Source organism: Promicromonospora alba (assembly GCF_042654905.1).
GTDB lineage: Bacteria > Actinomycetota > Actinomycetes > Actinomycetales > Cellulomonadaceae > Promicromonospora > Promicromonospora alba.
The window spans coordinates 308068-329579 of sequence record NZ_JBHSFI010000003.1 but is presented as its reverse complement, the minus strand read 5'-3'; the positions used below and the strand labels follow the sequence as shown (position 1 = coordinate 329579).

18 protein-coding genes are annotated in these 21512 nt (G+C 73.4%); 11 read left to right on the top strand and 7 right to left on the bottom strand.

The genetic code is table 11. The annotated features are described in order from the left end of the window. Nucleotides 1-86: 86 nt before the first annotated feature. Complete coding sequence (locus ACFO6V_RS06740; RefSeq protein ID WP_377133517.1) at nucleotides 87-977, bottom strand: alpha/beta fold hydrolase; 891 nt, start codon at nucleotides 975-977, stop codon at nucleotides 87-89. 93 nt (nucleotides 978-1070) lie between these two features. On the opposite strand from ACFO6V_RS06740, the gene ACFO6V_RS06735 reads away from it, so the two are divergent. The 4 genes from ACFO6V_RS06735 to ACFO6V_RS06720 all read left to right on the top strand — a co-directional run bounded on the left by ACFO6V_RS06735 (nucleotide 1071) and on the right by ACFO6V_RS06720 (nucleotide 4322). Beyond that, complete coding sequence (locus ACFO6V_RS06735; RefSeq protein ID WP_377133515.1) at nucleotides 1071-1703, top strand: TetR/AcrR family transcriptional regulator; 633 nt, start codon at nucleotides 1071-1073, stop codon at nucleotides 1701-1703. An 87-nt stretch (nucleotides 1704-1790) separates the two neighbouring features. Further along, the gene (locus ACFO6V_RS06730; RefSeq protein WP_377133513.1) at nucleotides 1791-2597 is read left to right on the top strand and encodes an alpha/beta fold hydrolase; all 807 of its coding nucleotides are present in this window, start codon (nucleotides 1791-1793) and stop codon (nucleotides 2595-2597) included. A gap of 74 nt (nucleotides 2598-2671) precedes the next feature. Beyond that, a complete protein-coding gene (locus ACFO6V_RS06725; protein ID WP_377133511.1) occupies nucleotides 2672-3358 on the top strand; it encodes an NUDIX hydrolase in 687 nt (228 codons plus the stop codon). Nucleotides 3359-3389: 31 nt separating this feature from the next. Further along, nucleotides 3390-4322, top strand: coding sequence for a threonine/serine dehydratase (locus ACFO6V_RS06720; RefSeq protein ID WP_377133509.1), 933 nt, complete (start codon nucleotides 3390-3392; stop codon nucleotides 4320-4322). Nucleotides 4323-4454: 132 nt separating this feature from the next. Here the strand turns inward: ACFO6V_RS06720 and ACFO6V_RS06715 are convergent, their stop codons facing one another. From ACFO6V_RS06715 to ACFO6V_RS06705, 3 genes are all read right to left on the bottom strand, one after another. After that, nucleotides 4455-4970: a hypothetical protein gene (locus ACFO6V_RS06715; RefSeq protein WP_377133507.1), complete on the bottom strand. Its 516-nt coding sequence runs from the start codon at nucleotides 4968-4970 to the stop codon at nucleotides 4455-4457. A gap of 157 nt (nucleotides 4971-5127) precedes the next feature. Continuing rightward, on the bottom strand, nucleotides 5128-5850 hold the full coding sequence (locus ACFO6V_RS06710; protein WP_377133505.1) for a DUF4241 domain-containing protein: 723 nt from the start codon (nucleotides 5848-5850) through the stop codon (nucleotides 5128-5130). Between the two features lie 29 nt (nucleotides 5851-5879). After that, nucleotides 5880-6770 carry an aminoglycoside phosphotransferase family protein gene (locus ACFO6V_RS06705; protein ID WP_377133503.1) on the bottom strand — a complete coding sequence of 297 codons (891 nt, stop codon included), beginning with the start codon at nucleotides 6768-6770 and terminating at the stop codon, nucleotides 5880-5882. A gap of 93 nt (nucleotides 6771-6863) precedes the next feature. On the opposite strand from ACFO6V_RS06705, the gene ACFO6V_RS06700 reads away from it, so the two are divergent. Together ACFO6V_RS06700 and ACFO6V_RS06695 are read left to right on the top strand one after the other, a co-directional pair. Continuing rightward, on the top strand, nucleotides 6864-7292 hold the full coding sequence (locus ACFO6V_RS06700; RefSeq protein WP_377133501.1) for a DUF1801 domain-containing protein: 429 nt from the start codon (nucleotides 6864-6866) through the stop codon (nucleotides 7290-7292). Nucleotides 7293-7381: 89 nt separating this feature from the next. Next, a complete protein-coding gene (locus tag ACFO6V_RS06695) occupies nucleotides 7382-9430 on the top strand; it encodes a HelD family protein (RefSeq protein ID WP_377133499.1) in 2049 nt (682 codons plus the stop codon). A 53-nt stretch (nucleotides 9431-9483) separates the two neighbouring features. On the opposite strand, the gene ACFO6V_RS06690 is transcribed toward ACFO6V_RS06695, so the two are convergent. Continuing rightward, nucleotides 9484-10935, bottom strand: a complete 1452-nt coding sequence (locus tag ACFO6V_RS06690; RefSeq protein ID WP_377133497.1) for a GuaB1 family IMP dehydrogenase-related protein — start codon at nucleotides 10933-10935, stop codon at nucleotides 9484-9486. Between the two features lie 184 nt (nucleotides 10936-11119). On the opposite strand from ACFO6V_RS06690, the gene dxs reads away from it, so the two are divergent. The 3 genes from dxs (at nucleotide 11120) to ACFO6V_RS06675 (ending at nucleotide 15076) form a co-directional block, all read left to right on the top strand. Further along, nucleotides 11120-13003 carry a 1-deoxy-D-xylulose-5-phosphate synthase gene (dxs, locus tag ACFO6V_RS06685; RefSeq protein ID WP_377133495.1) on the top strand — a complete coding sequence of 628 codons (1884 nt, stop codon included), beginning with the start codon at nucleotides 11120-11122 and terminating at the stop codon, nucleotides 13001-13003. 67 nt (nucleotides 13004-13070) lie between these two features. Next, nucleotides 13071-14162 carry a carboxylate-amine ligase gene (locus ACFO6V_RS06680; RefSeq protein ID WP_377133493.1) on the top strand — a complete coding sequence of 364 codons (1092 nt, stop codon included), beginning with the start codon at nucleotides 13071-13073 and terminating at the stop codon, nucleotides 14160-14162. Nucleotides 14163-14410: 248 nt separating this feature from the next. After that, nucleotides 14411-15076 carry a GNAT family N-acetyltransferase gene (locus ACFO6V_RS06675; RefSeq protein WP_377133491.1) on the top strand — a complete coding sequence of 222 codons (666 nt, stop codon included), beginning with the start codon at nucleotides 14411-14413 and terminating at the stop codon, nucleotides 15074-15076. Nucleotides 15077-15083: 7 nt separating this feature from the next. On the opposite strand, the gene ACFO6V_RS06670 is transcribed toward ACFO6V_RS06675, so the two are convergent. Beyond that, complete coding sequence (locus ACFO6V_RS06670; RefSeq protein WP_377133489.1) at nucleotides 15084-15785, bottom strand: hypothetical protein; 702 nt, start codon at nucleotides 15783-15785, stop codon at nucleotides 15084-15086. Between the two features lie 70 nt (nucleotides 15786-15855). Then, the gene (locus ACFO6V_RS06665; protein ID WP_377133487.1) at nucleotides 15856-16512 is read right to left on the bottom strand and encodes an MSMEG_1061 family FMN-dependent PPOX-type flavoprotein; all 657 of its coding nucleotides are present in this window, start codon (nucleotides 16510-16512) and stop codon (nucleotides 15856-15858) included. Between the two features lie 97 nt (nucleotides 16513-16609). Between ACFO6V_RS06665 and ACFO6V_RS06660 the strand changes: the two genes are divergently transcribed. Continuing rightward, on the top strand, nucleotides 16610-18811 hold the full coding sequence (locus ACFO6V_RS06660) for a DEAD/DEAH box helicase (RefSeq protein ID WP_377133485.1): 2202 nt from the start codon (nucleotides 16610-16612) through the stop codon (nucleotides 18809-18811). 71 nt (nucleotides 18812-18882) lie between these two features. Continuing rightward, the gene (locus ACFO6V_RS06655; protein WP_377135178.1) at nucleotides 18883-21405 is read left to right on the top strand and encodes a tetratricopeptide repeat protein; all 2523 of its coding nucleotides are present in this window, start codon (nucleotides 18883-18885) and stop codon (nucleotides 21403-21405) included. The last annotated feature ends 107 nt before the right edge of the window (nucleotides 21406-21512 follow it).

Genomic DNA, 21512 nt, shown 5'->3' with positions numbered 1-21512 from the left:
CGCGGACCGGGCATCAGCGTAGGGTGTTTTCGCAGGTCAGGGAAGTGTTTGTGCATTTGGATGGGGTTGCGTCCCCGGGCGGGCGGTCACGCGGACGCCGGGGCCGCCAGGTGGTCGAGGATCCTGGACCGGACCGCCGCGTCGCCGAGGATCTTGTTGTGCCCCAGTCCCGTGGTCGTGAACAGCTCGCTCGACGACGCGTGGGCCTCGTGGAGCCGCTCGGACAGGACGTGGGGATTCATGCGGTCCTCGGCGTCGTGTATCCAGAGCGCGGGGACCGACGCCGGCACGGTGCGCGCCAGCAGGTCGAAGCGTTCGTAGACATCGGGGTGGCCGGGCAGCCCGTAGCGCTGGACTGCGGTCGCGAAGCGGTCCCGCAGCGCCCAGGGGAGTCCTGACACCCGGACGAACCAGTCGGTGGCCGAGCGGACCGACGTGAGGGCGGAGACCCCGGTGAACCGCTCGGCCCGGACGCCCTCGTGCAGGGCGATCCCGGCGGCGAGCACGCCGAGCGAGTGCCCGACCACTGCCGCCCAGGGTGCGTCCTCGACGTCGGACAGCCGGCGGATGATGTCGAGGTCGTCCAGCCCGGTGCGGCCGCGCCCGCCGGAGTCGCCGTGGGCGGGGGCGTCGTAGGTGACGACCCGGAGCCCGGCGGCGGTGAGGTCCTCCACGATCCGGCCGAAGGCCGAGGCGCGGGAGCGCCAGCCGTGGACGAGCAGGACGCCGGGCGCGCCCGGCTCGCCCCAGGAGTAGGTGGCGACCTGGGTGGATCGGCGCCCGCCGCCGCGGAACGTGGGGCGGTGCACGAGCGAGCCGCGGCGTGCGGACTCGTGGACCGGCCGGTCGGCGAGCCGGACCGGCACCGGAGGGCCGGGTCGCCAGTAGGTGACCGAGCCGAGCGCCAGGGCGAGCGGCGGCGCGGTGCGCCCGAGTGTGCGGAACGTGGCGCGGGTGACGCGCTGGGACTGGGGCACGGAAGACCTCCGGGAGCTGTCCGGGACTGGCTGAACAATCTGTACGATCGTTCGCACACTATCCGATGTGCGAACGGTCGTACACTCTCTTTTATGGATCTCACGACGGACCTGCGCCGTGCCCGGGGTGACCGCACGCGCCGCGCCGTGCTGGACCACGCGGTGCAGGAGGCGTCGGTGAGCGGGCTCGACGCGCTGTCCTTCGGCACGCTCGCCACCTCCGCGCCCGTGAACAAGAGCGCTATCGCCGGCCTCTTCGGGTCCAAGGAGAAGCTCCAGCTGGCCGCCGTGGAGCGGGCCACGGAGATCTACCGCGACCACGTGATCGTCCCGGCGCGCTCCGCTCCGCGAGGCCTGCCGCGGCTGTGGGCGCTGGTGCTGGCCTGGACCGAGTACTCCCGCACGCGCGTGTTCCGCGGGGGATGCTTCTTCCGCACGGTCGAGGTGGAGTTCGACATGCGCGAGGGAGCCGTGCGGGACGCGGTGGTGGCCGCGCAGCGGTCCTGGGAGTCGTACGTCGAGCACCAGGTGCGGACGGCGGCCGGCGCCGGCGAGCTGTCCCCGGGAACTGAGCCAGACCAGGTGGAGTTCGAGATCAACGCGCTGCTGAACGCCGCCAACGACCGCTCACTCCTGTACGGCGACGACGCCGTGTACGGGCGCGCCGAGGCGGCGGTCCGGGCGCTCCTGGTGGCGCACGGGGCGGACCCGGCCGCGCTGCGCTGACCTGCGGTCTTCGGCGACGACCGGTTCGCCTTCGAGCGACGTCCAAATGTTTCAAGCCGGTATACATGTGCTCGTTACCCTCTGTTCATGGTGATGCGGCACGAAGGTCCTGACGACGCGCCCGTACCACCTGGGGCCGTCTCGCTCGCCACCACCCGCTGGGGCAGCGGACCCGGGCGGGCGCTCCTGCTGCACGGCACGGTGTCGGCCGGCGCCACCTGGTGGCAGCTCGCGGAGACCCTCGCGGCGGACGGCTACGAGGTGATCGCCCCCGACCTGCGGGGCCACGGGACGAGCCCGCGCGCCGACTCGTACCTGCTCGCCGACCACGTCGCCGACGTGCTTGCCCTCGGTGCCGGCTGGGACCTCGTGGTGGGACACGGCCTCGGGGGCCTGCTCGGCGCGCTGGCCGCCGACGCCGGCTCGGGCTCCGACCCCGGCTCCGGCCGCAGGTTCGCGCGGCGGCTGGTGCTGCTCGACCCCGCGCTCGACATCCCGGACGACCGGTTCGAGACCGGCGCGGCGGCGGAGATCGCCGAGGCCGCCCACCCGCGCTCGCCCCGGGCGGTGCAGGCGGCGCACCCGGCCTGGGACCGGCGCGACGTCACTGCGGTCGTGGCCGCAGCGAAGGCCGCCGACGCCATGGCGGTGGCGCGCACCCTGCGGGACAACACGCCGTGGCGGTACACCGGCGTCATCAGCCGCCTCGTGGTCCCCACGCTCGTGCTGAGCGCGGACCCCGCCCACGGCGCCCTGTTCCCGTCGCCCACCGGCGTCGAGCTCATGATCCGCAACCCGAGCGTGCGGGTGCGGATGGTGGTGGGCGCCGGGCACGCGGTGCACCGCGACCGGGCGGCCGCCGTGTCGGCCGCTATCCGGTCGTTCCTCTGGTGAACGTCTCCGGCGTGCTTCCCCCGGTGCGCTTCCTCTGGTGCCGAAGCCTCCGGAACCGGAGTTAAGGTCGGGCAGTGAGCTCCTCCGCATCCGCACGCAAGCAGCTGGTCGCGCTCGCCGAACAGGGCTTCGACGGGCCGTGGCGGCACGCGCGCGGTGACTTCACGAGCGACGCCCGCCCCGCCTCGGTCCTCGTGCTGTTCGGCGTCCTGGACGACCTGGCCGCCGACCGCGACGACCACGATCTCGCGGTGCCCGCCGACCTCGACGTGCTGCTGCTCGCGCGGGCCGCGACGCTCCGCAGCCACGCCGGCCAGGTCGCCTTCCCGGGCGGACGCGCCGACGACGGGGAGGACGCCGTGGCCGCCGCCCTGCGCGAGGCCGTCGAGGAGACCGGGCTGGACCCGGCAGGCGTCGAGGTGCTCGGCGCGTTCGACGAGCTGCCCATGCCGGTCAGCAACCACGTGGTCACCCCGGTGCTCGGCTGGTGGGCCCGGCCCACGCCCGTCGGCGTCGTCGACGCCGCAGAGTCCGCGCACGTCTTCCGCGCGCCCGTCGCCGACCTCCTGGACCCGGCCAACCGGTTCACCGTGGTCGCCCGTCGCGGCAACCAGACCTGGCGCGGCCCGGGCTTCCACGTGCACGACGGCGACCTCACCCACCTCGTGTGGGGGTTCACCGCCGGGATCCTGGACGCCATGTTCGACCAGCTCGGCTGGACCGAGGACTGGGACCGCACGAAGGAGCTCGGGATCTCGTGACCCCCACCGCCGACGCACCGAGGAGCACCAGTTGACCGACGTGACCCGCGACGCCATCCGCGCCGCCGAGGCCCTGATCCGCCCACACGTGCGGCATACTCCCGTGCTGGACGTCGACCTGGCGGACTTCGGCCGCCCCGCGCACCCCCTCTCGCTCAAGCTCGAGTGCTTGCAGCACTCCGGCTCGTTCAAGGCGCGCGGCGCGTTCACGAGCCTGCTCACCCGCGAGGTGCCCGACGCCGGAGTGGTCGCCGCCTCGGGCGGCAACCACGGTGCGGCAGTCGCCTACGCGGCCGCCCGGCTCGGGATCCCCGCCACGATCTTCGTGCCGAGCGTGACCTCACCGGCCAAGGCCGACCGCATCCGCGGCTACGGCGCGAAGCTCGTCGTGGGCGGTGACCGGTACGCCGACGCGCTCGCCGCGAGCGAGGAGTTTGTCGCCGGTACCGGCGCCATGACGGTGCACGCCTACGACCAGCCCGAGACGCTGATCGGACAGGGCACGCTCGGGCTGGAGATCGCCCAGGACCTGCCCGACGTCGACACGCTGCTCGTCGCAGTGGGCGGCGGCGGGCTCATCGGCGGCATCTCCGCCTGGTTCCGCGGCGACGTGAAGGTCGTCGCCGTCGAACCAGAGGGTTCGCCGACGCTGCACCGTGCGCTCGCCGCCGGCGAGCCGGTCGACGCGCCCACCGAGGGCATCGCCGCCGACTCGCTGGCACCCAGGCAGGTGGGCCGGCTCATGTTCCCGCTGGCCCAGCAGTTCGTCGCCGAGTCGGTGCTGGTCACCGACGACGCCATCGCGTCGGCCCAGCACTCCCTCTGGGACACGGCCCGCGTCGTGGCCGAGCCGGGCGGCGCGGCGGCGCTCGCCGCCGCGCTGTCCGGGAGCTACGTGCCCGAGCCGGGGGAGCGGGTCGCGGTGCTGGTGTGCGGGGCCAACACGACGGCCGTGCGGTTCTGACCCGTGGCCATGTGCTCCATCGAAACTGTCGGTGCGACTGATGCGGCTGCCGCCGAACCATCGCGGCCATCGAGGTGAGAGGAGTCCGTCCGGTCTTGCGGACGAACCCCTCCCATGTACGAGTCGCGACGGTCAGCCGCAGGTGTTGGTCGTATAGCTCGCGGCTCGGACCACGCCCCCGTCGTCGTAGAACTTGTAGCGGCCCTCGGTGTCGCGAATCATCGTGGTGTTGTGGGCCGACCCGTTGTACGTGAGCTCGAGCGTGCGGCCCTCGCCTTCGCTTCCGCTCCTGTACTCGAGCTGATTGTCGGCCCGGCCGAACTGGTAGTCGTCCACCACGTACTTGCCCGTGAGGTCGTGGGTCGCGTGCGCCGTGTTACCGCCGAAGTGCCCGTCGATGTCGCTCTGGTCGAACGACGTACGGTCCTGTTCTTGCGCGCCCTCCGCCCAGAGGATCTTCTGCCAGAGGCACACCGCGTTGGAGCTGTCTCCGCGGCTCAGAGCGCCTTCGTCGCCCCAGTCGCCCACGTAGGTGTCGTATCCGCGGACGTACCCGTCGGACTTGGCCGCGTGCGCTGGTGCCGAACTGAGCGTGGCGGCCAGCAGCCCGATGACCGCGACGGCCGCAACCCTCGGAAACAGCTTCATCAGAAGCACTCTCCCTGCCTTGACGTCCCCTGCCGGTCAGAGAACTCGCAGGCCAGAACCTAAAAGCCTGTTTACCCTGTGTCGAGCAATTGCACTCACGTGAAAACCTTTGCGGCACCGCTCAAGGGGCAGTTCGAGGGACTTCCCACGGCACGGATCACGCGCTGACGGTGACCGCGGCCTCATCGGCGGCTTCGTCTTCGTCGTTCTCGTCGTCCTCCGGTTCCTCCGGACCGGCGACCAGGAGGTCGATGTGCAGACCGAGCAGCGCGCCGTCGGCGTCGTGGGTACTGACCACCGGGTAGAAGCCGTCGCCCCAGCCGGAGTGGCTGAGCACTATGTTCTCGCCGGCCGTGGCCAGCGGCAGGGTGATGTTGGCGCAGCCGTTCCGGTAGTGGTCCGGGTCGTCCTGGAGCGAGAACCAGGACTGGTCGGTGCCGTTGTCGAAGAGGTCCTCGTACCAGTCGTCCTCCCGGGGCGGCATGCAGGCGGCGGCCGCCCCGGCGTCCGTGTAGGCAACCGTGCCCGCGTCGACGCCGACGCCGTAGAACTCGTCGCCGGTGGGCGGCTCGGCGCCGTCCGGCGAGACGAGGCGCACCTCGGCGACGGGAGCGGCGTCGGAGACCACCAGGGACAGGTAGGCCTCACGCGGGTGGCTGCCGTCCCGGGCCTCCGAGACGTCGGCGACGGTGACCCGCACCGGGTAGGAGCCCGGCGGCACGGTGGCCACCAGGCCGTCGCCCAGGGCGACGTACGGGTCGGACGCCTCGACCCGCCCCGACGGCACGTGCAGCACGCCGAGGTCGTGCACCGTCTGGGGGTGGGGCGTGCCGTCCGGTGTGCCGGGCAGGAGGGCGAAGAAGGGCCTGAAGTAGGTCATGCGAGGAACGTAGCCGGAGCTGCCGACACTCAGCCGAACAGCTGGTCGATCGCGTGCTCCCCGACGCCCACCATGATCGGGTGCGTGTCCGGGTAGGAGAAGCAGATGGTCGTGTACAGCACCGCCCAGCCCCGCGCGCGGCGCCACATCCCGGCGTCCCAGCCGCGGCCGTCCCGCGCCTGGGCGTCGATCACGCGGCGGAAGCGGTCCCGGCCCTCGGCGTCGAACGTCAGCCACATCGCGCCGAGGTCCGACGCCGGGTCGCCGCTGGTCACGTCCCCGAAGTCGATCACCGCGGAGAGCCGGTCGCCGTCGGCCACCAGGTTGGCCGGGTGCGGGTCGCCGTGCAGCCACACCGGGGCGCCGTCGTAGCCGGGGGCGTCGGCGGCGTCGGCCCACAGGTCGTTCGCCCGGTCCTGGAACCGCTCGGGGAGCAGCGTGACGCGGTCCTCGAAGGTCGCGGTCCGCTCGGCGACGGGGATCCCGCGGAACCTGTTCCCCGGGGCGTCTTCGGGCGCCGGCTGGTGCAGCGCGACGAACACCCGCGCAAGGTGCTCGGCCCACGGTGTGCGTTGTGCCGCCGGGACCGTGGCCGCGGGGACGCCGTCGGCCCACCGCACGATGCCCCACGGCCACGGGTAGCCGAGCGCCGCGCTGGGCGCGCCGGTGCGGACCGGGACGGGGACCGGCACGGGCAGCCGCGGGGCGAGCAGCGGCAGCACCCGGTGCTCGTTGCGCATGAGCTGCGCCCCGAGCTCGCGCCGGGGGAGGCGCAGCGCGAGGTCGTCGCCCAGGCGGATCATCACGTTGTCCCAGCCGTTCGCCACCAGCTCCAGCGGCAGGCCGGCGAGGTCGGGGTGCTGCTCCTCGAGGAGCTCTCGGCTGAGGTCGACTGTGACGTCGAGGTCGGCGGCGACCACGGCGGCTCCTTCGTCTGGTGTCGTACGCGGCGGGGCCCGGCAGCTGCGTGCCGAGCGAGCGGTCAACGGTACCGGTATGCCCATACTGGAACCATGGCGACCACCTGGACCGACGAAGACCCCGCCGCCTACGTCGACGCCGTGCCCTCCGCCGTCCGGCGGCGCGACGCGCGGACCCTGTGGGACCTCATGGAGCGCGTCACGGGTGCGCCGCCGCGCATGTTCGGCACCTCGATCATCGGGTTCGGCGAGTACCGGTACGAGTATCCGAGCGGCCGCTCCGGGCATGCGCCCGCCGCGGGGTTCGCGCCCCGCAAGGCGGCCACCACGGTGTACCTGGCGGACGGCGTCGGCGCCCACGAGGAGCTGCTGGCCGGGCTCGGCCCGCACACCACGGGCGTCGGCTGTCTCTATCTGAAGGATCTCGAGCAGGTCGATCTCGCGGTGCTCGAGGAGGTCGTGCGCCGCTCCTGGGCGACCGTCACCGACGGGACGTTCGGGCAGCGGGCAGCGGAGTCCTGAGCCACGCGGCACGCCCGAGCGCGGTGCAACCCGGGGAACGTTCTGCGAACGGTCCGCGTTGACCCCCAGGCCAACACGAAGGAGACCCGGTGCAGCAACGCCAGATCGAGCAGTCCGCCGAGCAGGATCACGTCGATGCCATGTACGCCAGGCTGGACGGTGAGGTGGCCCGCGTCAGTGCGGACCTCGACGACGCCGTCCGCGCGTCGTCCACCGACCCGGAAGAGGCGTTCACCCGCGAGGTGCGTGTCCGCATGCTCAACCGTCGGGCGCGCACGCTGGGCTCTGCCGAGCACCACCTCTGCTTCGGCCGGATCGACCACGCCGACGGCCGCACCCTGCACATCGGGCGCACCGGCCTGAGCGACGGCGACGACCAGCTGCTCGTCGACTGGCGCGCCGACGCCGCCCGCCCCTTCTACGCCGCCACCGCCGCGCACACCATGGGGCTGCACCGGCGCAGGCACCTGCGCCTGGAGGGCCGCAAGGTCACCCGCGTGAGCGACGAGCTCCTGGACGGCGCGGAGCCCGGCCCGGAGGACCTCGTCGGGGACGGGCCGCTGCTCGAGGCCATCGGCGCCCGGCGCACCGGCCGGATGCGCGACGTCGTCTCCACGCTGCAGGCCGAGCAGGACGCGATCATCCGGTCCGCCCACCGCGGCGTCACCGTCGTGGAGGGCGGCCCGGGCACGGGCAAGACGGTGGTCGCCCTGCACCGCGCCGCCTACGTCCTCGCCGGCTTCGACGAGGCCCGGGCCGACGGCGTGCTCGTGCTGGGCCCGAACTCGCGCTTCCTCGACTACATCGCCGAGGTGCTGCCGTCGCTCGGGGAGAACGACGTGGCCATGAGCACCGCCGACCGCCTCGTCGCCAACGCCCTCGGCGTCGACGCAGCCCCGGCGGTGGGCCACGAGCTGCGCCGCGCCGCCGGCGACGTGCGGCTGGCCGACGAGCTGGCCGAGACGGTCCGCGGCTACCAGGCCCCCGCGGGCACGCTGACCGTGCTGGTCGACGGCGACGCGATCACCATGGACACCCACGCGCTGGCCGAGGCGCGGGCGACCGCCGGCGGCGCCGGCCTGCCGCACAACCAGGCCCGGTCTCTCTTCAAGGACCTCGTCGTGGACTTCGTGTCCGACGAGGTGCAGGCGCGCGCCCGGATCATGCTCGCCAAGCTGGACGAGGACATCGAGGTGCTGACGGGCGGCGTGAACGTCGACAAGGCGGCGGCGAAGGATCTCGAGCGGCTCGGGTTCGGCCCGGACGAGGGCGGCGCCTTCGGGCACGCCGCCGCGGTGGCGGAGCTCGACCCCGGCGCCCTGCGGGCCGAGCTCGCCGACGACCTCGCGCTCGAGCGGGCCGTCGAGGCCGCCTGGCCGCGGCTGGAGGCGGCGGACGTCGTCCTCGACGTGCTGGACCAGCGCCCGGAGCTCACCGTCGAAGGTGCTCCGGCGGGAGCCTGGACCACGGCCCACCTGCCGCTGCTCGACGAGGCGGAGCACCTGCTCAACGGCCCGCCCGCCCGGACGTACGGGCACGTGGTGGTGGACGAGGCGCAGGAGCTGACGCCCATGCAGTGGCGTTCGGTGCTGCGCCGCTGCCCCGGCCGGTCCATGACCGTGGTCGGCGACCTCGCCCAGGCCGGTCCGGCCACCGGGGCGGCGTCCTGGGCCGACGCGCTGGGCAGCGACCTGGCCAGGCGTGCGGACGTGCGCACCCTCACCGTCTGCTACCGCACCACCGCCGAGGTCCTGGCCGCGGCGGCGCCGCTGCTCGCGCAGATCGCCCCGCACCAGGCTCCCGCCGTGGCGGTGCGAACCGGGGCGGAACCCCGGCGTGTGGCGGCGACGGGCGACCTGGTGAGCGCCGTCGTGGCTGAGGCAAGGGCCGAGGTCGCGGTGGACCTCGATGCGCTGGTCGCCGTCGTCGCGGCCGACGGGGCCGTCGCCGGGATCGCCGAGGCGCTGGACGGTACCGGCGTCCGCGTGGTGCCCGTCTCCCAGGTGCGCGGCCTGGAGTTCGACGCCGTCGTGGTCGCCGACCCCGACGGGATCATTGCAGCCCGGCCGGGCGGCGAGCGCGACCTCTATGTCGCGCTGACCCGCCCGACCCAGCGGCTGGTCGTCGTCGGAGCGTGAACAACATGCTGGACCAAGACCTGCGGGTGGAGATCAGCGCGGCCTGACGGGGCTCACCAGCTCGTCGGGACCGGGAGACCCTCCTGGTACCCGGCGGCCGACTGGATGCCCACCACCGCGCGCTCGGAGAACTCGGCGAGCGAGCGCGCGCCCGCATACGTGCACGAGGACCGCAGGCCCGACGTGATCTCGTCCAGCAGGTCCTCGACGCCCGGCCGGGCCGGGTCGAGGTACATCTTGCCGGTCGAGATGCCCTCCTCGTAGAGCGCCTTGCGGGCGCGCGCGAACGCGGTCCCGGCACCCGAGTTGCGGGCCGCGACCGCGCGCGCCGAGGCCATGCCGAACGAGTCCTTGTAGAGCCGGCCCGCGCCGTCGGACTTCAGGTCGCCGGGCGACTCGTACGTCCCGGCGAACCAGGAGCCGACCATCACCTGCGACGCGCCAGCGGCCAGCGCCAGGGCGACGTCGCGGGGGTGGCGCACGCCGCCGTCGGCCCAGACGTGCTTGCCGAGCTCGCGGGCCGCGGCCGCGCACTCCAGGACCGCGGAGAACTGCGGCCGCCCGACGCCGGTCTGCATGCGCGTCGTGCACATCGCACCCGGGCCCACGCCGACCTTCAGGATGTCGGCGCCCGCGGCCACGAGGTCGCGCACGCCCTCGGCGGTGACGACGTTGCCCGCCACCACCGGCACCCTCGGGTCGACGGACCGGACCGCCTCCAGGGCGGCGAGCATCTTGGTCTGGTGGCCGTGCGCCGTGTCGACGACCAGCACGTCTACGCCTGCCGCGAGCAGGTCCTTGGCCTTCGCGGCGACGTCGCCGTTGATGCCGACGGCGGCCCCGATCCGCAGGGCGCCGGACGCGTCGAGGGCGGGGGAGTAGATCGACGAGCGCAGCGCGCCCTTGCGGGTGAGGATCCCGGAGAGGCGCCCGTCGCGCACCACCGGCGCGAGGTCGAGGCGCGCGGCGTGCAGCACGTCGAACGCGGCCTCCAGCCCGCCCGGGGTGTCCAGGAGGGCGGCGTCCAGCAGCCGGGGCTCGGCGGACATGACCTCGGAGACGCGCGTGAACCGGTCGACGTCCGAGCAGTCCGACTCGGTCACGACGCCCACGGGCCGGTCGTCCTCGACGACGACGGCCGCGCCGTGCGACCGCTTGCCGAGCAGGTTCAGCACGCTGTGCACGGTGTCGTGCGGGGAGACGACCACCGGCGTCTCGATGACCGGGTCCTTGGCCTTCACGTCGGCGACCACGCTCGCCACGATGTCGGCCGGTACGTCCTGCGGGATGATCGCGATCCCGCCGCGCCGGGCGACGGTCTCCGCCATGCGGCGGCCCGCCACCGCGGTCATGTTCGCGACGACGACGGGGATCGTGGTGCCGGTGCCGTCGTCGGACGCGAGGTCGACGTCGAACCGCGACGTGACGTCCGAGCGGGACGGGACGAGGAAGACGTCGCCGTAGGTGAGGTCGGTGGCCGGGCTCTGCTCGGGGAGGAATCGCACGTTCACCAACAGTAAAGACTTCTGCCCGCTCTGCCTATGAGTCCGGCCACATCGTTGTGGAGGTATCGGAGACAGGCAGGAGACAGGCGAGGTAGGCAGCGGTCCCGTGGCACAGTGGAGTGGTCGGAGACCCTTAGAGTGGGGCCCCGATTCCCCTGCTGAGGGGTATGACGAAAGGACGAGCATGGGCCTGCTGAGCGACATACGTTCGCCCGAGGACGTCCGGGCGATGACGCCCGGCCAGATGCCGGAGCTCGCGGAGGAGATCCGTGGATTCCTCGTGGAGAGCGTCTCGCGGACGGGCGGTCACCTCGGCCCGAACCTGGGTGTCGTCGAGCTGACCATCGCCATGCACCGGGTCTTCGACTCGCCGCGTGACTCCATAGTGTTCGACACCGGCCACCAGGCCTACGTGCACAAGCTGCTGACCGGTCGCCAGGACTTCTCGGAGCTGCGCAAGCGCGGCGGCATGTCGGGCTACCCGAGCCGCGCCGAGTCGCCCCACGACATCGTCGAGAACTCCCACGCCTCCACCGCGCTCTCCTGGGCCGACGGCATCGCCAAGGCCAACCAGGTACGCGGCAAGGACGACCACGTCGTGGCGGTCATCGGCGACGGTGCCCTGACGGGCGGCATGGCCTGGGAAGCGCTGAACAACATCGCCGAGAGCCGGGACCGCAGGCTCGTGATCGTCGTCAACGACAACGGCCGGTCCTACTCGCCGACCATCGGCGGGCTCGCGAACCACCTCGACACGCTGCGCACCTCCGGCGGCTACGAGGCCGTCCTCAGCTGGGGCACCCGGGCGCTGCACCGCTCCGGCGCGCCCGGACGGTTCGCCTGGCGCTGGCTGCACGGCCTGAAGAAGGGTCTCAAGGACGTCGTCGCCCCGCAGGGCCTGTTCGAGGACCTCGGCATCAAGTACATCGGCCCCGTCGACGGCCACGACACCGAGGCCCTGGAGCGCGCGCTCGGCCGCGCCAAGGCGTACGGCCGCCCCGTGATCGTGCACGCCATCACCGAGAAGGGCCGCGGGTACAAGCCCGCCGAGGAGGACATCGCCGACCGGTTCCACGCCGTCGGCGTCATCCACCCCGAGACCGGGCTGCCCGTCGCGGCCAGCCGGTTCGGCTGGACCAAGATCTTCGCCGACGAGATCGTCAAGATCGGCCGACGCCGGCCCGACGTCGTCGCCATCACCGCCGCCATGCTGCACCCCGTCGGGCTCGCGCCGTTCCAGGAGCAGTTCCCGGAGCGCACCTTCGACGTCGGCATCGCGGAGCAGCACGCGGTCACCTCGGCCGCCGGCATGGCGTTCGCCGGGCTGCACCCCGTCGTCGCCGTGTACGCGACGTTCCTGAACCGGGCGTTCGACCAGGTGCTCATGGACGTCGCCCTGCACAAGGCGGGCGTCACCTTCGTCCTCGACCGCGCGGGCATCACCGGCGACGACGGCGCCAGCCACAACGGCATGTGGGACATGGCGATGCTGCGTATCGTGCCCGGCCTGCGGCTGGCCGCACCCCGCGACGAGACGACGCTCCGTGGCGCGCTGCGCGCGGCCGTCGACGTCGACGACGCGCCCACCGTGGTCCGGTACCCCAAGGGCGCCGTGGGCGACGACATCCCGGCGATCGAGGAGCTCGACGGCGTGGACGTCGTGGGGCGGTTCGGGGTCTCGACCGACGAGACGGCGCGGCGGGTGCTCGTGGTCGGCGTGGGGTCGATGGCCGGCTGCGCCATGGACACCGGCGAGGCGCTCGCGGCGCACGGCCTGGCGGTCACCGTCGCGTCCCCGACGTGGGTGCTGCCCGTCCCGGAGAACCTGGTCAAGTTGTGCGGCGAGCACGACCTCGTGGTCACGCTCGAGGACGGCGTCGTCGACGGCGGCGTGGGCGACATGCTCGCGCAGCGCGCGGGCGAGCAGGGCATCGGGACACCGCAGGTGCACGTGGGCCTGCCGGTGGCGTTCCTCGACCACGCGAGCCGCGACCACATCGTCAAGGCACAGCGCATGACCGCCGCCGACGCCACGCGCGACGCGCTGGCGGCGCTCGCGAGGCTGTGACGGCCGGCCGGACCGCCAGGGGCCACGGGTGGTACTGGGCGCGACCGAGGCGTGTGAGACTTCCCTCGTGACTGGTACAGGGACAAGGCGGACCGTCGGCGTCGAGGAAGAGCTGATGCTCGTCGGGCACGACGGGTCGCCCATCGCGCGCGCCCAGGACGTGCTCGGCAGCGCGGAGCCCGCCGACGGGCCGCTCGAGCACGAGCTCATGGAGGAGCAGATCGAGACGGCCACGCCGCCGCGCTCGACGCTGGAGGACGTCGCCGCCGCGATCCGGGAGGGTCGGGCGGGCGCTCAGGCAGCTGCCGAGCGCCACGACGCGCGGGTCGCCGCGCTGGGGACCTCACCCCTGGCGCTCGCCGGCACGACGGTCGGAAAGCTCCGGTACCTCCTGGCACGCGCTGAGTTCGGCCTGACCGCCCGCGAGCAGCTCACCAGCGGCTGCCACGTGCACGTCTCGGTGGCGGACGACGCCGAGGGCGTCGCCGTCCTCGACCGCATCGGGCCGTGGCTCGCGCCGCTGCTGGCGCTGTCGGCGAACTCGCCGTACTGGATGGGCGACGACTCCGGTTACACCAGCTTCCGTTCCCAGGTCTGGTCCCGCTGGCACACGGCGGGCCCGACGCGGCGGTTCGGCACCCCGGAGGCGTACCACGCGGCGGTCGACGGGCTGGTTGCGACCGGCACCATCCTTGACAAGGGGATGGTCTACTTCGACGCGCGCCTGTCCGCCCGCTATCCCACCGTGGAGATCCGGGTCGCTGACGTGTGCCTGTCCGCGGACACCGCGACGCTGCTGGCCGCCCTGGCTCGCGGACTCGTGGAGACGGCGGCGCGCGCTGCGGACTCCCCGGCGCCCGAGGCGCCGGTGGAGATCCTGCGCACCGCGCTCTGGCGGGCCAGCCGTTCGGGCCTGGCCGGCGACCTCGTGGATCCCAGGACCTGGCGCCCGGCCCCCGCGCACGACGTCGTCGGCGCGCTGGTGGACCACGTTCGCGAGGCGCTGCAGGACATGGACGACCTCGACACGGTCACCGAGCTGTTGGGCACGCTCTGGTCGCGTGGAAACGGCGCGGCGCGCCAGCGTGCCTGGGCAGCAGAGGCGAACGGCGACCTCGGTGCCGTCGCCCGGCGCGCGGCGGACGCGACCCTGGAATGAGAGTTCACCAGTAGTTCCCCGCCACGTCCCGCGCGGGCTTGCGCGGCTCGTTGACCAGGACGGCGACGGCCGCCCGGGACAGCCCGACCTCCGCCGCGATCTGCATCGGTCATCCACAGGGCTGGAGGTCAGGCGGCTCCGCTCGTCGCCGGGCGAGGCACCCACCGCAGGGGTGTACCTCGCTTCCTGGGTCCCGCAGCCGGGAATTCAGTTTGCCCGTCTCGGACCGCACCTGGAACCGTCTGCGCATGGACCTCGCCAGCGCCTTCCCGCCCTTCGGCCTCCGGGTCGTCTGCGGCGACCTCGAGCTGCGCCTGCCCGACGACGCCGAGCTGTTCAGCCTGGCCGACGTCGCTGTGGCCGGCATCCACCCGCCCGATCGGAGCCCGTTCGTCTTCCCGTGGAACGCCGGCGAGCCGGACGAGGTGCGCCGGAATCTCCTGCAGTACCACTGGTCGTCGCGCGGCAAGATGTCGCCGGACGCGTGGGCGCTGGAGCTCGCGGTGTTCCGCGACGGCGAGCCGATCGGCGTCCAGAGCGTGGGCGCCACGGCGTTCGGCGTGACCCGGTCCGCGGGGACCGGCTCCTGGCTCGGCCTCGTGCACCACGGCCAGGGCATCGGCAAACGGATGCGGCTGATGGCGCTCCACCTGCTGTTCGAGGGGTTCGACGCCGTCGACGCGCGGACCGAGGCCTTCGACGACAACCCGGAGTCCAACGGGGTGACCCGGTCGCTCGGCTACGCGCCGAACGGCGTCGGCGTGGTGGACAGGAAGGGCGAGGCCGCCACCGAGAACCGGTACCGGATGACCCGCGAGATGTGGGACGCGCGCCCGTCGGTGCACCGGCCGGACGTCACGCTGGAGGGCGTGGCCCCGGTCCGGGCGATGCTCGGGATGGACCGGGAGCCGTAGCCGGCCGTCACTTCTTGGCGACGGCCCACCAGATGATGCCGGCGAGGAGCAGCAGGAAGCCCAGTCCGCCCGCCAGGAACCCGACCAGGAGGATGATCCCGCTGCTGCCGATCCCGGAGACGCTGTCCGCGTTGAGCGCTCCGCCCACCGCGATGCTGACGTCGTCGGCTGCCAGCTGCGGGTCGACGGCCAGCGTGTACGTCCCGGTCCCGTCGGTCACGAGCACTCCGACGGGGAACACCGACCAGCCGTTGACCGGCACCGCGCTGACCTGGTCGGGCGGTGTGATGCTCAGCGGGCCGTTCGGCCCCTCGGCGGTCACCGCCGAGATGGGCAGGCGGGCCGAGGCGCCGTCCGAGACCTCGTAGACGATGTAGGCGGCCTCCTCCTGGACGTCGAAGGTCACGGGTGCGGTGGACGGCCCGAGTGCGAGGGCGTCGCTGCCGGCGGTGCCCTCGGTGGTCACGAGATCCGTCGGCATGAGGTCGGCGATGCCTCCGGCCGCTCCGGTGATGCCCACCGCGCCCCCGATCACGCCTGCCACCAGGACCGCGAGGCCGGCGAACGTCAGGATCTTGGGGCCGGTCTTCCGCGGCCGGGGCGCCTGCTGGTACTGGGGCGGGTACCCGTGGGCCATGCCCGGACCGGCCTGCTGCTGCGGCGCGGACCACGCCGCGTGGTCGCCGGGCTCCGGGAGAGGTGTCGTCATGGACGCATCGTGCCCGGCCACCGGTGTGCGGCCAAGGAAAGTCTCCTGAATTCACCCCGGCGGCGGCCGGTCAGCCGTAGATCGTCTCCGTGTACTGGGGGCCGTAGTGCGCCTCGACCTGAGCGAGGGTCTGCTCCGGACGCTCCAGGGTGTGCGCGATGACGGCGCGGCGGGGCACGGTCTCCAGGTCCCAGGTCTCGGGGTCCCACGTCTTGGAGCGCAGGAACGCCTTGGCGCAGTGGTGGAAGACCTCTTCGATGTCGACCTCGAGCGCGAGCACCGGGAGGTTGTGGCGCACCTGGAGGCCGGCGAGGTACGGCGCGTCGCGCACTATGCGGGCCGAGCCGTTGACCCGCAGCGTGTCGTCACGGCCCGGGATCACGAAGATGAGGCCCACGTGCGGGTTGGCGAGCACGTTGAGGAACCCGTCGGTGCGCCGGTTGCCCGGACGCTCCGGGATGGCGATCGTGCGCTCGTCCAGGATGCGCACGAGCGACCCCGCGGGGTCGCCCTTGGGGGAGACGTCCAGGTTGCCGTCGGCGTCCGACGTCGCGACCAGGCACAGGGGCGAGGCCTCGAGCCACTGCCGGTCCAGGTCGTGCAGGGAGCTGCGTACCTTGTCCGCGGCCGGGCCGAGGGGCGGCGGGATGATCTCGCGGAGCTCCTCGACAGTCGTGACGGGGATTCCGCCGAACCTGCTCGGCCGGTCGCTCTGCTCGTTGGTCATGGCCTCAACATAGGCCGGGCGCCTCGGCGACGACCAGTGAAAACTGCGTACTACGCGAATGGGGCATGTCAGACCATCCGGGTACGCTCGCAGCGCCATGACCGAGCAGACGACCCTCCCCAGCCCGCCAGCTGCCCCAGCCGGACCGCCCCGACCATGGAAGGCGCGAGCGGCCCGCCGCATCGTGGAGCAGGCGCACGGCCTGCTCGACGACGCCCGGCTGCTCACCACCGCCGACGCCGGCCTGCGCGAGCGCGTCCGCGACGCCTACACGGCGACCCGTGAGGTGCGCGTCCACGCAGTCCTGCGCGCGGTCGGCGTCACGGCCCTGGAGGACCGGCGCAAGAAGCTGCGGGTCGCCGTCCTGGAGAAGGCGGGCTTCACGCACGTCACGCAGGTGCTCGTCGCGGGGACGGACCGGCTCGTCGAGGCAGGCATCGGCGCCGGGACCGCGAAGCTCGCCACGTCCGCGGCCCGCGAGCTGGCCGACGAGGTCGACGCCGACCTGCGGTTCCGCATCGACGTCGACCCCGACGACCCGTACGCGACGGTCCTCGTCCAGACCCTGTACGCGTTCGGCCTGGCCACCGACGCCCGCCACCGGCACCTGGACGAGGCGCGCCGCGTGGCCGCCGTCGTGCCGGAACAGCTGGAGCCGGCGGGCCTCGCCACGAGCCTCTGGCGGCGCCTCGTGGCGCCCGCCGACCGCAAGGCCGCGGCCTTCGCGGCGGTCTCGGCGCTCGCGGACCAGGTGGCGCTCGCGCGGCTGACGGACGACGCGCGGGCGGTGCGCGCCGCCGTCGGGCAGCCGCCGGAGGGTGCGGAGGTGTGGGCCGACTTCGAGGCCCGGTCAGCCGAGTACTACGGGCTGCTGTCGCAGGTCGTCGACCTGGGCGACGACCACGAGGCGGCCGAGGGCGGCCTGCCCGCCGACGTCGTGCGGCGGGTCGAGGCACAACCGCTGGACCGCACGCTGCTGCGCGCCAACCTGCGCGGCTACCAGCAGTTCGGCGCCAAGTACGCCCTGGTGCAGCGCCGCACGATCCTCGGCGACGAGATGGGCCTCGGCAAGACCATGCAGTCGATAGCCGTGGCCGCGCACCTCGTGGCCACCGGCGGCACGCACGTGCTGGTGGTCTGCCCGGCGAGCGTCGTGACCAACTGGAAGCGCGAGGTGGAGCAGCACTCCGACCTGACCGCCGTCGTCATGCACGGCAACGACCGGGAGAAGGCCGCGGCCGCCTGGCTGGAGCGCGGCGGCGTCGCGATCACGACGTTCGAGGTGCTCGGCAGGCTCGACCTCCCGTACGACCTGCGGCCGGCGCTCATGGTCGTCGACGAGGCGCACTACGTGAAGAACCCCGAGACCATCCGCGGCCGCGAGGTGCGGCGCTGGGCCGACCGCTCCGACCGCGTCCTGTTCCTGTCCGGCACGCCGATGGAGAACAAGGTCGCCGAGTTCAAGAGCATGGTCGGCTACCTGCAGCCCGAGGTCGCGGGACAGCTCGACCCCAACGCCGACCTGTCCGGCGCCAGGGCCTTCCGCCGGATCGTCGCGCCCGCCTACCTGCGCCGGAACCAGGAGGACGTGCTCACCGAGCTGCCCGAGATGGTGCAGGTCGAGGAGTGGGAGCAGTTCGGCCCGGTCGACGGCGCCGCCTACCGCGACGCCGTGCTCGCGGGCAACTTCATGGCGATGCGGCGGGCCGCGTTCGCGGTCTCGGAGCCCGAGGAGTCGGCCAAGCTGGTGCGCCTGCGCGAGCTCGTCACCGAGGCGGTCGACGGCGGCCGCCGCGTCATCGTCTTCTCCTACTTCCTGTCGGTCCTGGAACAGGTCATGGACCTGCTCGGCGACCTGGCGGTCGGACCGCTGACCGGATCGGTGCCCGTCCCGGACCGGCAGACGATGGTGGACGCGCTCTCCGAACCCGGCGGGCCGTCGGTGCTGGTCAGCCAGATCACCGCCGGGGGAGTAGGGCTGAACGTGCAGGCCGCGAGCGTCGTCATCTTCTGCGAGCCGCAGGTCAAGCCCACGATCGAGGCGCAGGCCGTCGCCCGCGCGCACCGCATGGGCCAGACCCGCACCGTGCAGGTGCACCGGCTCCTGGTCGAGCAGTCGGTGGACCAGCGGATGATGGAGATCCTCGGCTCCAAGTCGGCGCTGTTCGAGGAGTTCGCCCGCCAGTCCGAGATCACCGACGCCTCGCCGTCGGCCGTGGACGTCGCCGCGCCGACCGAGACCTCGCTGTCGCGGACCATCCTCGCCGAGGAGCAGGAGCGCCTGGGCCGCACACCATGAGCGAGCCCTGACGGCCCATCTGGGTGTGATATCCGGTCCCCACGGGATTGAGGTTCACTGACGTCGTGTCCATGCTGACGTCACCACCAGGCGCGACGGTCACGCACTTCCTGTCGCCCGGAAGGCTGCTCGCGCCGGCCCGGCGCGTGGTCCCGTTCGTGGGGCGGACCGCCGAGCTCGCGGCGCTCCTCGACTGGTGCACGGGTCCGGCGGCGGCGGCGGTCGAGCTGGTCACCGGCCCGCGCGGCGTCGGAAAGACCCGGCTGGCCCGCGAGGCGGCACACGCCATGGCGCACGCCGGCTGGACCTGCCTCGACGTGCCCGACGGCGCAGAACCCGCGGCCCTGCCCGCCGTCCCCGACGGCGCCCCCGCCCTCCTGGTGCTCGACGACGCCGAGACGCGCGGGCCGGCGCTCGCGGAGCTCCTGCGGACGGCCGCGCGGGGCCGCAACGGTGCGCTCAGGATCCTGCTGGTCGGGCGCGACGTCGGCCCGTGGTTCAACCGGCTGACCGCCACGGGCCTGGCGGTTCGGGCGCTGCTCGAGCCGGCGCGCGCCGGTGACGATCTGAGCGCCCAGGTGCTTCCCGGACAGGTGGACGCCCGGCTGGTCACGGCGTTCGTGGAGCCGTACGCGCAGGCCCTCGGGGTCCCCGTGCCGCGGGTGGCCGTCGGGTCGGTGCCCGGTGGTGCCCGCATGCTCGACCTGCACGCGGCAGCGCTCTGCGCGGTCATGCGGACGCAGGTGCGCGGGCCCCGGAGCGCGCTGCCGGTCGACGTGTCCGACGCCCTCGACGAGCTGCTCGAGCACGAGCGCTGGACCTGGTTCCGCTCGGCCGAGGAAGCGGGGCTGCTGGGCGAGGCGGGTTTCCTGCCCGAGGCCATCGACTCCCTGGTAGCGGCCGCGACGCTCACGGGCGTGCGCACCGCGGACGCCGCGGAGAACCTCGTGCGGCGCGTCGCGGACGTGATACCAGGGGTGCGGCCGGGCGCGGAGGCCGACATCGGGCGGTGGCTGGTGCGGCTGGACCCGCACCGGGCGCTGCCCCGCCGGCTGGTCGACCCGCACCTGCTGGCCGAGCTCACGGACACGCCGCAGCTGCTCGGGGCGTGCCTGGCGGGAGCGGCGGCGCCGTCGGTCAGGCGGGCCGCCCTGCGCACCGCCGGCATGGTGGTGGAGCGGCTCGACCGGCGGTCCGCGGGCCTGAGCGACGCGCTCGACCAGCTCGGGGCTGCCGTCGCAGCTCTCCCGGAGGACGGTCACGTGCTGCGTACCGTCTCCGGAGCGCTCCCGCACCCGTCGCTCGCGCTGGGCGAGCTGCGCGCCGAGCTCACGCTGCGCACCCTCGCCGCCACCCCCGACGGCGACCGCGCGCGCCGCGCCGAGGCCCTGCGCGACGTCGGGGTGGCGCTCGGTGAGGTGGGCCGGTCCGCGGACGCGGAGCGGTACGAGCGGCAGGCCGTCGCGCTGTTCCGTGGCCTCGTGGAGCAGGACCCGCACCGGTTCCGGCCGCGCTTGGCCGCGGTGCTCGCGAACCTGGGCGCGACCTTGTCCGACCAGGGACGGCCGCAGGACGCGCTGCGGTGCGAGGAGGAGGCGGTCGCCCTGCTCCGGCTCGTCGACACCGACCACCCCGGCGTGGTCACGCTCGACCTGACGACGGCGGTGTCGAACCTCGCCGTCACGCTGGCGGAGCTGGGGAAGCCGTTGTCCGCGCTCGCGCCGAGCCGCGAGGCGGTGGAGCTCTGGCGTGGGCTCGCCGGCCGCAACCCCGACCGGTTCACGCGGGCGCTGGCCCTGTCCCTGATGAACGTGGCTCGTCGGCTGCTGGAGCTCGACAGGGGTGCGGAGGCGCTGCCGGCCGCCGAGGAGTCCCTGGAGATCCGCCGGCGTCTGGCCCACGCCGATCCCGACGAGCACCTGTCGGGGCTCGGCGACTCGCTCGAGGTCATGGGCAGCGTGCTCACCGACCAGGGCCGGGGCGTGGAGTCGCTGCGGTACCTCGAGGAGGCGGTGGAGATCCGGCGTCGGACCGCGGAGGAGAACCCGGGCCGCTACCTGGCAGATCTCGCGCACTCGCTCCGGGCGCTGGGCACGCAGCTGTCGGGCCTCGGCAAGCGGGCCGAGGGCCTCGAGCTGCAGCAGGAGGCGGTAGGGGTGCAGCGGCGGCTCGCCGCCGACAACCCTGGCCGGTACGTGCCCGAGCTCGCGGAGGCGCTGTCCGCCCTCGGCGTCACCCACTCGCGGCTGGACCGCCCGCAGGACGCGCTCAACGCGGAGCGCGAGGCGACCAGGACCTGGCGCGAGCTGGTCACCACCGACCCGCACCGCTACCGTCCCCGGCTGGCGCGGTCGCTGACCAACCTGAGCTCGATCTTCGCCGTGCTCAAGCTCGGTGACGAGGCGGTGGCGCCCGCGAGCGAGGCGGTGGCGCTCCTGCGGGACCTCGTCGCGGAGAACACGCCGAAGTACCGGCCGAGCCTCGCGGCGGCGCTGCGCGTGCTGGCGCTCGCGCTGCACGACCAGGGGCGGTTCGCCGAGGCGCGGCAGGCCAGGGGCGAGGCCGAGGAGCTGGGCGGGCTCGCGACGGCCTGAGGCCCCGGTCTCGGCGTGCCCCCGTAGTTGTCGGGCGAAACCGATGTTCCAGTATTGTCTAGACTTGACCGATTCGTTGCCTTAACATCGAATTGGTGATACCAGGT

Excerpts from the sequence above, each read along its gene's own strand:
- ACFO6V_RS06735 (WP_377133515.1), top strand. The coding sequence starts at position 1,071 with ATGGATCTCACGACGGACCTGCGCCGTGCCCGGGGTGACCGCACGCGC.
- ACFO6V_RS06730 (WP_377133513.1), top strand. The coding sequence starts at position 1,791 with ATGGTGATGCGGCACGAAGGTCCTGACGACGCGCCCGTACCACCTGGG.
- ACFO6V_RS06715 (WP_377133507.1), bottom strand. The coding sequence starts at position 4,970 with ATGAAGCTGTTTCCGAGGGTTGCGGCCGTCGCGGTCATCGGGCTGCTG.
- ACFO6V_RS06710 (WP_377133505.1), bottom strand. The coding sequence starts at position 5,850 with ATGACCTACTTCAGGCCCTTCTTCGCCCTCCTGCCCGGCACACCGGAC.
- ACFO6V_RS06700 (WP_377133501.1), top strand. The coding sequence starts at position 6,864 with ATGGCGACCACCTGGACCGACGAAGACCCCGCCGCCTACGTCGACGCC.
- dxs (WP_377133495.1), top strand. The coding sequence starts at position 11,120 with ATGGGCCTGCTGAGCGACATACGTTCGCCCGAGGACGTCCGGGCGATG.
- ACFO6V_RS06675 (WP_377133491.1), top strand. The coding sequence starts at position 14,411 with ATGGACCTCGCCAGCGCCTTCCCGCCCTTCGGCCTCCGGGTCGTCTGC.
- ACFO6V_RS06670 (WP_377133489.1), bottom strand. The coding sequence starts at position 15,785 with ATGACGACACCTCTCCCGGAGCCCGGCGACCACGCGGCGTGGTCCGCG.
- ACFO6V_RS06665 (WP_377133487.1), bottom strand. The coding sequence starts at position 16,512 with ATGACCAACGAGCAGAGCGACCGGCCGAGCAGGTTCGGCGGAATCCCC.
- ACFO6V_RS06660 (WP_377133485.1), top strand. The coding sequence starts at position 16,610 with ATGACCGAGCAGACGACCCTCCCCAGCCCGCCAGCTGCCCCAGCCGGA.
- ACFO6V_RS06655 (WP_377135178.1), top strand. The coding sequence starts at position 18,883 with ATGCTGACGTCACCACCAGGCGCGACGGTCACGCACTTCCTGTCGCCC.